Origin of the sequence: Candidatus Rickettsia barbarica, assembly GCF_041477405.1 — a bacterium.
In the GTDB taxonomy this organism is placed as follows: domain Bacteria; phylum Pseudomonadota; class Alphaproteobacteria; order Rickettsiales; family Rickettsiaceae; genus Rickettsia; species Rickettsia rickettsii.
In genome coordinates this window covers 50,294-65,477 of the sequence record NZ_JBEWYL010000004.1, presented here as the reverse complement: position 1 = coordinate 65,477, position 15,184 = coordinate 50,294, and the positions used below count along the sequence as shown (strand labels likewise).

Genomic DNA, 15,184 nt, shown 5'->3' with positions numbered 1-15,184 from the left:
CTTTCCATGCAATGTTCTATAAAGCAAATTCTTAGTGACGCTACAGATAAATTAAATAAAATAGGTATTAGTTCGCCACAATTAGAAGCACGAATTTTACTACAGCATGTTATAAATAAACCTATTGAGTATTTACTTATTAATCTTGATGAACAGTTAAATGAAGCCAAGATAGAAGCTTTTGAAAAACTGTTAGCGAGAAGATTAAAGCATGAACCGATAGTATATATTACAGGTGTTAAAGAATTTTACTCACGTGAATTTATTGTTAATAAACATGTATTAATTCCAAGAAGCGATACTGAAGTTTTGGTGGATGTTGTATTTCAATGTCATTCCCGTGAAAGCGGGAATCCAGAAAAAAAGCAACCGAATCCCTGCTTTCGCGGGAATGACATAAGCAAAAACTGCAATGACAAATTCTTAAATATCCTAGAACTTGGCACAGGTAGCGGCTGCATTGCTATCAGTCTATTATGTGAATTACCGAATGCTAATGTAATTGCAACCGATATAAGTCTTGATGCTATAGACATTATCAAAAGTAATGCGGCAAAATATGAGGTAACGGATCGCATTCAGATTATTCACAGTAATTGGTTTGAGAATATTGAAACTCAGAAATTTGATTTTATCGTTAGCAACCCACCATATATAGCTCACAGCGAAAAATCAGAGATGGCAATTGAAACAATCAATTATGAACCGTCTATTGCTTTATTTGCTGAAAAAGACGGACTGCAAGCTTACTCTCTCATCGCCGAAAATGCCAAACAATTCTTAAAACCAAACGGTAAGATTATATTAGAAATAGGGTTTAAACAGGAAGAAGCGGTAACCCAAATTTTCTTAGATCATGGTTATAATATTGAAAGCGTTTATAAGGATCTACAAGGTCACAGTAGGGTAATATTATTTTCTCCTATTAATCTCAATCGGTCATATGCAAGACGTATCGGTAAAAGCTTATCAGGAGTGCAAAAGAATTTATTAGATAACAAACTACCAAAATATTTATTTTCTAAAGAAAAGCTTGTAAATGAAAAACGTAAAGTATTTCTTGAGATAGGCTTTGGTATGGGTGAGCATTTCATTAATCAAGCTAAAATGAATCCTAATGCACTTTTTATTGGGATAGAGGTATATTTAAACGGAGTTGCAAATGTTTTAAAGCTTGCAGGCGAACAAAATATCACGAATTTTTTATTATTCCCTAATAATTTGGATTTAATATTAAATGAGATACCAAGTAATAGCCTTGATGGAATTTATATTTTATTTCCCGATCCATGGGTAAAAAATAAGCAAAAAAAGAAACGTATTTTCAATAAAGAACGACTTAAGCTTTTACAAGATAAGCTAAAAGACAATGGTAATTTAGTATTTGCTTCCGATATCGAAAATTATTTTTATGAAGCAATAGAGTTAATACAGCAGAACGGTAATTTTGAAATTATAAATAAAAATGATTATTTAAAACCGCACGATAACTATGTAATTACCAAATATCATCAAAAAGCTATTAAGGCGAATAGAACGCCGAAATTTATGATTTTGCGGCACGTTTTAGGCGATCATTAATTGCAGCCCCTATATTCACTTGAGGTATAGGGCTAACTGCTATACCTCTTACATCATGAGATGCAGCATAATCGTCAAGTATTCTTAAATAAGCATAAAGATTTGCAGCGGCTTCTATAAAGTCACCTTTTACACTTAAGTTTAATGAAAATCTTCCTGTAAGATTGCTATTGCTAAAATTTAATCCGATTTCTTTATCCTCTAAATTTATAGCATTTAGCCTAACCGGTACTTTTGGTGAATAGTGTTTTGCAAGCATTCCTGAAGCTTTTATAGTACTTGTCTCTGATGCTTTTAAAACTTCCATCCCTAGTATTTCTCCTAAAATTTCAGCAGTTATAAACCCTTCTCTAAGAATAGTAGGAGTAACAGTTGTTGTATCAATTATCGTTGACTCTAGCCCATATTTAGATTGATAGATTTCAGGTGCTAAAATAAAAATTTCCTGATTATCCTTAAAATGTTTTGTGACATGCTCAGCGTTAGTCGGACTAATATAGTTTGAAGGGTTAGCACTTGGGGCAGCTATAGGTATGCCTGATTGTCTGATAAGCTCTAACGCTACAGGATAAGATGGTATCCGAAGTGCTATGGTATTTAGTCCTGCTGTTACGCTAGGAGCAATATTTGCATTCTCTTTTAAAGGGACAACTATAGATAATGGTCCAGACCAAAATTGTTCTGCTATTTTTGTAGCTAAATCGTCAAACTCCCCTATTTCCTTTGCTTGCTCTATGGAGGAGACATGCACGATAAGCGGATTGATAGCAGGACGCTCTTTGAACTGAAAAATCTTTAAACACGCCTCATTATTTGTGGCATCCGCACCAATCCCATAGACTGTTTCAGTCGGAAAAACAACCACTTTACCTGATTTTATAAATTGAACTGCTTTGTTTATCATAAGCGGTTAAACTTAGCTACTTTATCAAATAATTCACAAATATTCTGTAATAACGACAAACGATTTTGAGCGATCTTTGGATCAGAGTCATTAACGAGTACATTATCAAAAAAGCTAGTAATGGGAGTTAATAGAGACGATAATAAATTTAATGCTTTCTTATAATCTTTATCAGCTATACTATCTATAATTTGCAGAGAAATTTTTTGGATTACTTCAAATAATTCTTTTTCAGGTTGTGTACTAAAGAGACTCACATCAACTAAGCCGGTAATTTTCTGATCACCAATTATATTGCTAACTCGTTTGTAAGCATTTAATAATTGCTTGCCTGCGTCTTCTATTAAAAATTCTTTTAACGCATCAAGCTTAAAGTTTGTATCTACTAAATTTAAGTCAAGAACTGCATTAATTAACGCAATATCATAGTCATTTTTAAAGTAAAATTTTGCTCTTTCTTCAAAAAAAGATATTATTAAATTCTTATTTTCGTCAGATGAATCTTTATATAAGTTTATAGAAAAATTAATTAAATCATTAAAATTTAGCTCTAATTTATTTTCAAGTATTATTCTTATTATACCAAGAGCTTGACGTCTTAAGGCATATGGATCACCTGAGCCTGTTGGTGTTTCCCCTGCTATCATCAAACCTACTAAACTATCTAGCTTATCAGCTAAAGCAAGTAAAGCCGCATTTCCACTTGGTAAATTGTCGCTCAAACCTTGCGGTTTATAATGGTCTCTAATTGCAGCGGCTATTTCTGCATTTAGCCCTTCATGTTTTGCATAATAATAACCCATAATCCCCTGTAAATCAGGAAATTCCCCGACCATCTCAGAAACAAGATCACTTTTGCAAAGTCTAGCTGCTGTAATCAAATCCTTATTATTTGGAGCTATATAATTACAAATATCGGTTATGCGTTCAATTTTTTCTCTTAAATTACCAAGCTTTGCATGAAATGTTACAGCTTCTAATTGGCCTAATCTTGATTCTAAAGTTTTAGCTATATCCTGCTTACAAAAATATAAAGCATCCGAAAGACGTGCCGATAGAACTTTCTCGTTACCTTGAATAACTAGTTCAGCATTTGTAAATCTGCCATTACTGACAAAGAGAAAATACGGTGTGAAATTTCCTGTTTTATCAAATAAACAAAAATATTTCTGATGCGTACGCATCGAAGAAATAAGTACTTCTTTAGGTAACTCTAAAAATTTTTGCGGTATTTTTCCAAGCAGCACAACAGGAAATTCGCTAAGCCCTACTACTTCTTCTACTAAACGATTATCTTCTTTTATAATTAACTCATGAGAATTTGCTAGTTCCAGTAAACCGGTTTTAATTATTGCCTCTCTCTTTGCTCTTTCTAAAATAACATGATTTTCTAAAAGCTTATTTCTATAATCTTCAAAATCTGCTACTTCTAATTTTTTATTATCAGTAAGACGATGCCCATACGTAATATTATTAGCGGTTAAATGCCCAAATTGCATCGGTAATATTTCGCCGTCAAATATGCATAAAATATTTCGCAGAGGTCTAATCCATTTTATTTTGTAATCACCCCAAAACATCGATTTTGCCCAACTATATTTATTAATAGCCTCTATAATAATCTCCGGCAAAATCTCTTTTATTTCTCTTTCTTCTGTTTTTTTGACAAAGAAATAATATAGCTGATTACTAATTAATTTAGTAGGAAGCTCTAATTTACTAACATTATGAGCTTTACAAAAGCCGTTAATAGCGGCTTCCGGAGCTTCTATGCTTGGTCCTTTAATTTCTTCCTCTTTTGGCAAAGTTATCTTTGGCAAATGGGTAACATGCAGCGTTATCCTGCGAGGTCCCGCGAATACTTGTACTTTTGCAAATATTTCGTTTTCTTCAAAAATTTTCGTGAATATATTTAAATAACCCTCTTCAGCATTTTTTTGCATAAAAGCCGGAATTTCTTCGCTAAATAGTTCTAATAATAACTCGCTCACTTGTTCATCTCCAACCATTTTGTACAACAAATTCTAGCTAAATGACGCACTCTTAAAACATAAGAAGCACGCTCAGTGACGCTGATTACTCCAAGTGCATTTAGTTGATTAAATGCATGACTTGCCTTAAGGCATTCATCATAAGCTGGCATAGGTAAATTAGCTTTGATTAATCTCTCACACTGGTCTTCGCTATCCTTGAAATGTCGCAGTAACATTTCACTATCGGCAAGCTCTAAATTATATTTTGAAAATTGCCCTTCAGCTTCGAAATCCACTTCACCGTATTTTAAAGCTTTTTCGCCTACTTGCCCGCTCCAATCAAGCTCTCTTACTTCATCAACACCTTGAATATATAAAGCAAGCCTCTCGAGTCCATAAGTGATTTCACCGGCAACGGGACGGCATTCAATACCACCGATTTGCTGCATATAAGTAAATTGCGATACTTCCATACCGTTACACCATACTTCCCAGCCAAGTCCGTCAGCACCTAAGGTTGGCGACTCCCAATCATCTTCAACAAATCTGATATCATGAATTTTTAAATCTATGCCTAAACATTCTAAGCTTTTAAGATATAACTCTTGAATATTATCTGGAGACGGCTTTAAGATAACTTGAAACTGATAATAATGCTGCATTCTATTAGGATGCATGCCATACCTGCTATCCCCTGGTCTTCTTGATGGCTGAACATATGCAACAGACCAAGGTTTAGTACCAAGGCAGCGAAGTACAGTTGCAGGGTGAAACGTACCGGCTCCAACATGGGCATCGTAAGGTTGCAATATTGCACAGCCATAATCCTGCCAATAATTTTGTAATGTCAGAATAATTTGCTGAAATGATAGTTTTTTCATAGGGTATTATTATTGGGAAAGAAAATTTTGATCAGTTAAAAGGATCAAATATTTTTATATTAAACATATTATAATGTTTAATATTTCTAGTAACTAGTATCATATTACTTTGTTTTGCCTGTACAGCTATTAAAGCATCGATTGCATTTGTACTATCAATACTCATTAATTCACCCCACTCCTCACATATTTCTTTATCAATATTAAGAATTCTTTCATTATAATCTATTATTATTCTTTCTAACCATTTTTCTAATTTCAAACTTGCTATTTTATCTTTCCTTGCTAATTTTGATATTCCCTTTCTTATTTCGCCGATAGTAATACAACTCAAGTATAACTGGCTAAAATGAATAATTGAAAACCATGCTGCTACTTGAGAATTGGATTTTTTCTTTTGAATTTCAGATACAATATTAGTATCTAATAAATATTTCATAATTCAAAATCTCTAGCATATCCTTTTGCTCTCTGAATATCCAAATTATCTGTCTTAGGTATGCTCAATAAATATTCTTTGAAATCAGGTTTTTGTTTAGTAAGTTGTTTATAGTCTTTTATACTAATAATTACAACTGCTTCTTCACCCCTTTTTGTAATACATTGAGGGGTACCATGCATTGCAATATCAATAATATTACTTAACTTATTCTTTGCTTCGTGTAACTGCCATTTATTCATATAAAATCCTCATATAGCTAGATTGTCCAGATTATTATAATATAAAGATGCAAAAAAATAAAATATTCTTTTATTAATTTGAGGTCTTAATAATACTCCTTGCCGATCTCGATTTTAGGACGATTGTTTGCTACTCGCCAATCGTTAGTATCACGGAAAGAATAAACACAGCCGCAAAATTCTTGTTTATAAAAGTGCTCTTCTTTTGCAATTTCGTACATTCTGCTAGCACTGCCATCTTTACGCCAATTATAAGTCCAATAGGTCACCCCTTCATAATGAGATGCCGCCCTAGTTCCTGATTCATTAATTTGGTTCATATCTTTCCATCTAGAAATACCAAGCGAGCTAGTTATAACTTTAAAGCCGTTCTCATAAGCATATAAAGCCGTACGCTCGAAACGCATATCAAAACACATTGTACAGCGTATACCTCTCTCAGGCTCAAGCTCCATCCCTTTAGCACGCCTAAACCAATTTTGTGGATCATAATCTGCATCGATAAATTCTATATTATGTTTCTCAGCAAATTTAATATTTTCGTTTTTACGAAGCTCATATTCTTTTTTAGGATGAATATTAGGATTATAGAAAAAAAGCATAAACTTAATGCCGGTATCGATCATTTTTTCCATTAAAGGGCCAACACAAGGAGCACAACAACAATGGAGTAAAACCTTGCTTTCACCGTTTGGTATTTCAAAAACTTCGCTCATATTAATTTACTAGATTCTTTTTATAGGTTTCTTTATAGAATTTTAGAATTATAGAAGATAACAAGGCAAGTGCAATTAAATAATATGCAATAGCATAATTGTCTCCGGTAACTTTCGTTAATATCATTGCTAACATTGGAGCAGTACCGCTAAATATAGCAGCTGCAAGGTTGTATGAAAGTGCAACACCGGTAAATATCTTATGCTAATCGGAAATATCTCTACTAAAACCGTTGGAATAGGCCCCATATAGATGCTAATAACTCCAGCAAATATTACTTGAGATATTATAGCTAAAGTAAAATTCATCGACCCTAAGACTACAAAAATAGGATAGACTGATAAAATTAACAAGATAATCCCCAATATTAGTACAGGACGTCGCCCCACCTTATCCGAAACATACGCAGATATAGGAAATACTATCATTATTACGATTAATATTATACTACTAACAATTGTGCTTTGCTGATTAGTATAACCGAGTGTTTGCATAAAATTACCAATAAAAACCGTAGAAGTATAAAAAGAAGCAGTTACGGTAATATACAGACCAAGTGCGATAATTAGAGTTCTTTTGGGTATTTTGTTAATGTTTCTCGTAAAGGAAAACGTGCTCAATGCCTTGTTCCCTTAGCTTTTTTATAAATAGGACTTTCTGCTAGGTTTTTTCTAATATATAAACCTACGGAGCTAATAAATAAACCGGAAATAAAAGGTATCCTCTGAGCTACTCCCCGCAAGTCCTCGCTGCTCGAACGAAGCATGTTCTACAATATACGAAATACAACCGCTAAATTCCCCTCCTAAAGAAAAACCTTGTATGAGTCTGATAATAGTTAAAATAATAGGAACGACAATTCCAATAGTTTTATATAACTTGGTAAGAGCCCTTATCCCGGCAGTCGGTATTGCCATAGCTATAATACCCATCACCAAAGCAGTACGTCTACCGAATCTATCACCTATATTACCGAAAATAATACCGCCGAGCGGTCGTACTACAAAGCCTGCAGCAAATACCGCAAAAGTTAACGTCTCTTGCATTTCTGGATCCGGAAAAAAATGCTACCCTATAATATAAGCAAATTGCCCATATAATACATAATCATACCATTCTAAAGCGTTGCCGATCATGCCGGATATTACTACTTTTCTCATTAAGTTATTTTATTGATTTAAAAAAAGATACTAAGAGTAATATTTTATATTCTCAAGTAAAAATAGCTTTGCTTGCGTTGATACCGTAGTTGTCATTGCGAGGAGCGTAGAGATGTGGCAATCTAGAAAAATAATTAAAAAAAATTCTGATTTACAGAATTTTTACTGGATTGCTTCGTCGAATTACTGCGTAATTCTTCTCGCAATGACTATACCCTATCTATGTTTTTCATTAACCACTTTCTTAGTTAATTTAACATTGATTTGAGAAGAAGAAACTTTAATATTTTGTTTGATGTTTTTTGTTTTTTCTTGAGATAGAAGACTTTCTTTATCATTTTGTAATGTTTTCATAAACTTATCTATATTGCTTTGTTCTAGTTTTATTGCATTATCATTATTCAAAATTAATCCTCCAATTTTTTCACCAAGTTCAGGTGCATATCTGACGGCAAAAATTGATGCCGGTACAACTATGATAGAAAAAGCCGCTCCTGCAGTCGCAACACTGATTGCTCCGACTAATAAAGCACAAACAGCACCGGCGATTTTTCCAGTTGCTTGTTTAAATATATTACTTTTTTGTGTAAATACTAAAGACATCTCTAATATTTTATTAAATTCTTTCTTTATATAGATGGTTGCTTTATCAATATTATTATATTTCTTCATGGCATACATTACAGAAACCTTAAATAATTTTTTGTGAGACTCCGCATAATTTATTATTTTATCAAAATTCTTCTCTTTTAAAAGAGTTTTAAATATATTTTTAATTTTTTCTTTTTCGGTACTATTTATTTCATCTCCAAAATAAACTTCTACAAGATTTTCTGCTATTATATCTTGTGATTGCTCTAAAATATTATTCTTATTTTGCTCATTTTCGTCTTCAGAAGTAATCATTATTGCAAATAACTCTAATGCTACGGAAAAATTATCATCGTTAACAACCCGCATACCTAAATAATTTTTGAGTCTAGAAATACATTTATTAATATATTCTTCAGCCTTTGGTTTAGAATTAAGCCTTAGCGTATAATCTATAGCAAGCATATTTGCAATAGTATAGCAAGTAGATTTCATAAGATTATTGACAAAATTATTAACAATATCTTTTTTAAATAAATTAGTATTTACGTTATTAAGTACTATTGCATTATTCATTTTGGTAATTTATTTTGAGGCTAATTCTCTGATATATAATATCAATTTAGCATAAATAAGATTAGGAACATGATTTACTGAAAGTTTATATATATTCTTAGGTGTTAACACTTCTTCATTACGTACTCGTACAAAAGATATAAGAGTATTAGGAGGCATATAAGAATAAATTTCAGAGAATATTTTTAGAAAAGTCAAAAAATCTGCACATGCATATTTTATATTTATGCTATAATTATTTACATGAATCGATTCACCTTCTCCTTCAATCGCCTGAACATTATTTTTAAAAAATACTGAATTTATAAATACATCTATAGGTTCTACTAAATCATATTTATTGCTTAAGCTTTTTATTTTAGGAATTAGTTCTTGATAATTTAAACAACTCACACTACTTGGCACGCTTAAATCTACATATTTTTTGTACGATTCTAATATTTCTTCTTTAGAGTTAATGACAGAATAAAGCTTTAAAACTTCCTCTGTTAGATTTTCTTGTAAAACTTGTTTATCAAGAATAGATTTACTGTATTCTTGCTGGAAAATTTTTATTATCCAAATAGTTAAGGAAATAAAGAAGAAATATATAATAAATTGAAAAAATATAAGATTCTTTAAATACATAATATATTTTTCAAACATTATTTTTACCTTGGGTTATTAGTGCCGTTGCATGGTTTATGTCATTCCCGCCTACGCGGGAATGACATGAAATATTACGTTTTATTATCAACTATATTAACCGATAAAGGAATTACTACCTTACCGAATATATCAAGTATTTTATCCTTATATATAACATAATCTATCTGCAAATTAGATAATTTATTTTTTGCGTTTGTTATATGATCATCTAGCATCTTTAGAGATTCATCCACCGATAGATTATTAGTATGATATTTAAGTATTAACTTGATTATTAATTGTCTCTTAGAAACTAACAAAATATTATCTATATTTGTTAATTCCCATTTAATTTCTTCTAATTTAAAAACCGGATTTAAAGTAATTATTAGCCTTTTAAGTAAATCAAACGGCAGTGGTACCGGTGCTTCTAGTAATTTTTCTATTACATATAAATCAGCTAGGCTAGTAGTATTTTTAATATAAGGATATTTATATTTGATATCATCATATTCTTGATTTATTGCATAATATTTCTCATTAATAGAATTTATGTCTTTGTAATTTTGTTTTGTATTATATTTGATAATACCGACCACTAATATTAATATTATAAGTAATGCACTATATAATTTAAATGTCAGATCCTTTATAGTAACTAGTTTTTTTATTGATTTTAAATTATTATTATAAGCGGGAAAACTCTTATATTCTAGAAACAGTCTACTAATATTCGTATCTATAAATCTTTCTTTTTCTAGAGTTTGCTTATTTAGCATATTATCAACCGGTATAAAGATTACAGGGCGTTCTTCAAGATTTGTTGATTCTAATAAAGATTTTAACTCTTCATCTACTATAAGAATTATACAGACTCTTTGGTCAAGATTACTTATATAGTTTTTAAATAATATCAAACAATCATTAATTTCTTGTTCTATAATACCTTGAACATAGCCGGTTGTTTTATCAAATGGATACTCAAGATTTCTAATTGTTATTATATTATTTTTATGTTTGATAATAAATTTTATACCGCTAGCTTGTGATACATATACACAAATTTGAAAATAATCGTTATATTTATCATTTTCTATGTTCTGCACTATTTTATTTATAATAACTTTTAGCTCTAACGTTAAAAAGTAAATTCCTTTTAAATCAAGAGATCTGTTATCTATAATGCATGAAATTATATCACTTAAAGGTGTTTCAAATGGACACGACATAATTAAAGTCGACCAAATTTCACTTGGGGTAGTAGTAATTTCGTAAACACAATGTGCTATAATGTCTTCTTTATTAAAATAACCTTCAATAAATTGTTCAATAGGATCAAGTTTAACTATTGACTGTAATATAGGTATTTGATCGTGCCGTGTTTTACATTCACTGCCGTCAAGTAAAAAATAAATATCGCTTTTTGGAAATTTACTAAAAAAGTTTTTATAAGGATTTAAGTCTATCTGTTCTCGAGTAGGGATAAATAATTTATCTAATAATTTATTATCGAGAAAAGTACTAAGAAATACACCTTTATTACCTAGTAACACCACAATCTTTTTTCTTTTGAAAGAAAATATTTTTAATTTTGTAGCAAATTGAACAAAATGTAATTTGATCGAATCAAAAATATTTTTCATAAATAAATTTATTTTAATCATAATTCAGTGTATTTTACTATACTGGAGACGTCATTTCTGCGTGGATACCCGAACCGTCATTGCAAACGACTGATAAGGAGCGTGGCAATCTCAGGACTTTGGCACGAGATTGCGTACGTACAATTACTACGTAATTTTCCTCGCCATGACGAAAAATGATCCTCTCCGAAATGACATAACATTAAATAATATATCTTACCATGACTAAATTTACCACCGAAGAAGTTAGAAGTAAATTTATAACTTACTTTAAAGCAAATAATCATACACATGTACCGGCCAGCTCGTTAATTCCACACAATGACCCTAGCTTAATGTTTGTTAATTCCGGAATGGTACAATTTAAAAATGTTTTTACCGGACAAGGAAAAAGACCTTATAACAAAGCAGTAACTAGTCAAAAGTCTCTTAGAGCCGGCGGCAAGCATAATGACCTTGAGAATGTCGGTTATACGGCAAGACATCATACCTTTTTTGAAATGCTAGGTAATTTTTCATTCGGTGACTATTTTAAAGAACAAGCGATATATTACGCTTGGAATTTATTGACTAAAGAATTTGAACTCCCAAAAGACAAGCTTTATGCAACAATTTATCATACTGATGACGAAGCAGCTGCTTATTGGAAAAAAATAGCAGGTTTTGGGGATGATCGCATCATAAAGATCAAAACAAACGATAATTTTTGGTCAATGGGTGATACTGGCCCTTGCGGTCCTTGTTCCGAAATTTTTTACGACCACGGTGAACAAATATATGGCGGACTTCCTGGCACTAAAGATGAAGACGGTGATAGATTTATCGAGATTTGGAATATAGTATTTATGCAATATGAACAAATCGATAAAGATACTAGCATAGAATTATCGCAAAAATCTATCGATACCGGTATGGGTCTTGAGCGTATAACGGCAGTATTACAGCATGTTAACAACAATTATGATATAGATTTATTTCAGGAAATAATTAATTTTACCGAAAATATAGTAAAAGTGAAAGTAGAGGGAGAAGCTAAATTTTCTTACCGAGTTATTGCCGATCACTTACGAGCAAGTAGCTTTTTAATAGCTGACGGCGTTATTCCTTCAAATGAGGGGCGTGGTTACGTACTTCGCCGCATTATGCGAAGATCCATGAGGCATGCTCATATGCTTGGGTCAAAAGAACCGTTAATGTATAAATTACTGCCAAAACTTGTTGATTTAATGGGGAATGTTTATCCTGAACTTAAAAGAGCAGAAAGCTTTATAAGCAGTATCTTAGAACAAGAAGAAATTAGATTTAAAGCCACATTAGAACGTGGTCTCAAACTTCTTACCGAAGAAACAGAAACACTAACAAAAGGTAATGAATTATCAGGAGAAGTAGCATTTAAACTATACGATACTTACGGATTTCCGCTTGATTTAACCGAAGATATTCTAAAAAACCGTGATATTGCCGTTGATCACAAAGGGTTTGAAGAGCAAATGCTTATGCAAAAAGAACGTGCTAGAAAATCTTGGCTTGGCTCCGGTGAATCAAAAACCGATCAGTTGTGGTTTGATATCAAAGAGCAACATGGTAGCACAGAGTTTTTAGGATATACACTTAATGAAGCAAAATGTAAAATAATTGCATTAATCAAAAATAATAATTTAGTTAATGATATAAAAGAAATGGATACACAATTCCTACTAATCAGCAACCAAACTCCTTTCTACGGTGAATCAGGCGGTCAAATAGGTGACATTGGAACGATATTTGCAAAAGATTCTGAAGTAGAAGTAATAGATACTTTAAAATATTTAGGTTCTATTATAATCCACAAATGTATTTTGAAAAAGGGGCAGATTAACGTAGGCGAGAATGCTAATTTTAGTATAGACATAAGATATAGGCAAAATTTAAGAATTCATCACTCGGCAACGCATATATTACATGCAGTACTGCATGAGGTACTTGGGAAACATGTTACTCAAAAAGGTTCGTTAGTCGCTCCGACTTATTTACGCTTTGATATTAGCCATTCTAAAGCTGTGACTAATGAAGAAATCACTTTAATCGAAGATAAGGTAAATGAGATTATTAGAGATAATCATGAAGTAACTACTACATTAATGGCAACTGACGATGCAATTAAACAAGGAGCTATGGCACTGTTTGGCGAGAAATACGACTCTGAAGTAAGAGTAGTTAAGATAGGTGAGACTTCTTTAGAATTATGCGGCGGTACGCATGTCAGACGTACCGGTGACATCGGTTGCTTTAAAATCACAAACGAAAGTGCTATAGCAGCAGGTGTTCGTAGAATTGAAGCAGTTTGCGGTGAATTCGTAATTACATTAATGAGAGAAAAGGATAGTTTACTTAAATCGATAGAAAGCAGTTTCAAAACTAATAAAAATGAACTTATTACTAAGGTTAATAATATCTTAGAGCGTAACAAGGAAGTTGAGAAAGAGTTAGAAAAAACTCTTCTAGCTAGTTTAGATTTAAGTATAGAGCAAATTGAAAAGCAAGCTGCACAAATAACAGGAATAAAACTATTATATAAAAAAGTAGGAAATATAGACAATAAAATATTACGTCAAGCTGCCGAAAATTTAACAAAAAAAGTAGAAGATTTGATAATGGTATATATTGCCGAGGGAATTGGTAAATTATCTATTACGGTTGCGGTGAGTAAAGCTATAACAGACAAATACAATGCAGATATAATTGCAAAAAAACTTTCTTTATTCTTAGGTGGCAGCGGCGGAGGTGGACAAGCAAGCCTTGCTCAAGCCGGTGGAAATGATATAGGTAAGCTAACTAATATCCATGAAAAATTATACAGTTTATTGACAGTGTCGTAGTGTATACTAATTTAGGACGTCATTACGAGTGTGCTTTGTAGATGGATACCCGGTTGTCATTGTGAGCAACCGTAGTACTTGCGTGGCAATCTAGTCAAATATCCTGAGATTGCTTCGTCAATTACTTCGTAATTTCCTCGCAATGACAAGGTGGTATCCACATAACAATGCCTATGCAGGGAGGCATTGTAATGACAAAATTTATGGTTGTTAATACGCTGTTTTCACAAAATAAAGACCGGAGGCGGGAGCAGTAGGACCAGCGGCTTTTCTATCTTTGGCTTCTAAAACATCTTTAATTTGTTCTGCCTGCCAAATATTTTTACCAACAAGTACTAAACTGCCGACAATATTACGTACCATATGATGCAAAAATGACGGGGCTGAAAGATATAATTTTATTTCTTCGTCTTCTTTAATAATATTAAGTTCAGTTAAAGTTTTAATTGATGATTTTGATTGACATGAGCTAGCCCTAAATGAAGTAAAATCATGTTTGCCTAATAGATAGACGGCAGCTTGTTGCATAGCCGGAACATCTAAAGGTGAACTAATCCACCATGCTCTATTTAAATCAATTACCGATGGATAAGGTCTATTAATAATTCTATATATATAATAACGAGAAGTAGCCGAAAACCTAGCATGAAACTTATTGGGGGCTAATTCACAATTCCATACTCCTACGGCATACGGTCTTGCAAAATAGTTGATAGCTGTAATAATTTTGTGAGGTTCTAAATATTTTGAAAGATCAAAATGTGCTACTTGACCTATAGCATGAACACCGGCATCTGTCCTTCCTGACCCAAACAATATCACCTGTTCACCGGAAAATTTATAAATCGCTTCTTCTAATATCTGCTGTACCGACATTACTCCTGCTTGTCTTTGCCAACCTGCAAGATCCGTGCCTAAATATTCAATGGTAATTTTATATCGATACATAATAGCCCACTGTCATCCCGTGGCTTGACCACGGGATCTTGTAT

12 protein-coding genes and 1 pseudogene are annotated in these 15,184 nt (G+C 32.2%); 2 read left to right on the top strand and 11 right to left on the bottom strand.

Translation table 11 applies throughout. From position 1 onward, the window contains the following. Positions 1–6 precede the first annotated feature (6 nt). The gene (trmB, locus tag ABVF33_RS06365) at positions 7–1,581 is read left to right on the top strand and encodes a bifunctional peptide chain release factor N(5)-glutamine methyltransferase PrmC/tRNA (guanosine(46)-N7)-methyltransferase TrmB (protein WP_499706703.1); all 1,575 of its coding nucleotides are present in this window, start codon (positions 7–9) and stop codon (positions 1,579–1,581) included. Here trmB and ABVF33_RS06360 read toward each other — a convergent pair. The 10 genes and pseudogenes from ABVF33_RS06360 to ABVF33_RS06315 form a co-directional block, all read right to left on the bottom strand. Further along, positions 1,547–2,485 (bottom strand): L-threonylcarbamoyladenylate synthase, encoded by a 939-nt coding sequence (locus ABVF33_RS06360; protein WP_499706702.1) that lies wholly within the window; start codon positions 2,483–2,485, stop codon positions 1,547–1,549. The genes trmB and ABVF33_RS06360 overlap by 35 nt on opposite strands. After that, positions 2,482–4,476 (bottom strand): glycine--tRNA ligase subunit beta, encoded by a 1,995-nt coding sequence (gene glyS, locus ABVF33_RS06355; protein WP_499706701.1) that lies wholly within the window; start codon positions 4,474–4,476, stop codon positions 2,482–2,484. Before glyS ends, ABVF33_RS06360 begins: the two co-directional genes overlap by 4 nt. Next, positions 4,473–5,339 (bottom strand): glycine--tRNA ligase subunit alpha, encoded by an 867-nt coding sequence (locus tag ABVF33_RS06350; RefSeq protein WP_499706700.1) that lies wholly within the window; start codon positions 5,337–5,339, stop codon positions 4,473–4,475. Before ABVF33_RS06350 ends, glyS begins: the two co-directional genes overlap by 4 nt. Positions 5,340–5,370: 31 nt before the next feature. After that, positions 5,371–5,778 carry a type II toxin-antitoxin system VapC family toxin gene (locus tag ABVF33_RS06345; protein WP_499706699.1) on the bottom strand — a complete coding sequence of 136 codons (408 nt, stop codon included), beginning with the start codon at positions 5,776–5,778 and terminating at the stop codon, positions 5,371–5,373. Beyond that, the gene (locus tag ABVF33_RS06340) at positions 5,775–6,020 is read right to left on the bottom strand and encodes a type II toxin-antitoxin system Phd/YefM family antitoxin (protein WP_004997145.1); all 246 of its coding nucleotides are present in this window, start codon (positions 6,018–6,020) and stop codon (positions 5,775–5,777) included. The genes ABVF33_RS06345 and ABVF33_RS06340 overlap by 4 nt, the downstream gene beginning before the upstream one ends. An 86-nt stretch (positions 6,021–6,106) precedes the next feature. Continuing rightward, on the bottom strand, positions 6,107–6,736 hold the full coding sequence (locus tag ABVF33_RS06335; protein ID WP_499706698.1) for an epoxyqueuosine reductase QueH: 630 nt from the start codon (positions 6,734–6,736) through the stop codon (positions 6,107–6,109). Between the two features lies 1 nt (position 6,737). After that, a pseudogene (locus tag ABVF33_RS06330) lies at positions 6,738–7,897 on the bottom strand (MFS transporter). Positions 7,898–8,113: 216 nt separating this feature from the next. Continuing rightward, positions 8,114–9,064: an RP853 family protein gene (locus tag ABVF33_RS06325; protein ID WP_499706697.1), complete on the bottom strand. Its 951-nt coding sequence runs from the start codon at positions 9,062–9,064 to the stop codon at positions 8,114–8,116. A gap of 9 nt (positions 9,065–9,073) precedes the next feature. Next, positions 9,074–9,709, bottom strand: coding sequence for a hypothetical protein (locus tag ABVF33_RS06320; RefSeq protein WP_499706696.1), 636 nt, complete (start codon positions 9,707–9,709; stop codon positions 9,074–9,076). A 74-nt stretch (positions 9,710–9,783) separates the two neighbouring features. Further along, complete coding sequence (locus tag ABVF33_RS06315) at positions 9,784–11,355, bottom strand: hypothetical protein (protein WP_499706695.1); 1,572 nt, start codon at positions 11,353–11,355, stop codon at positions 9,784–9,786. A 200-nt stretch (positions 11,356–11,555) separates the two neighbouring features. On the opposite strand from ABVF33_RS06315, the gene alaS reads away from it, so the two are divergent. Beyond that, positions 11,556–14,192, top strand: coding sequence for an alanine--tRNA ligase (gene alaS, locus ABVF33_RS06310; RefSeq protein WP_499706694.1), 2,637 nt, complete (start codon positions 11,556–11,558; stop codon positions 14,190–14,192). 210 nt (positions 14,193–14,402) lie between these two features. On the opposite strand, the gene truA is transcribed toward alaS, so the two are convergent. Then, the gene (gene truA, locus ABVF33_RS06305; protein ID WP_499706693.1) at positions 14,403–15,140 is read right to left on the bottom strand and encodes a tRNA pseudouridine(38-40) synthase TruA; all 738 of its coding nucleotides are present in this window, start codon (positions 15,138–15,140) and stop codon (positions 14,403–14,405) included. Between the last annotated feature and the right edge of the window lie 44 nt (positions 15,141–15,184).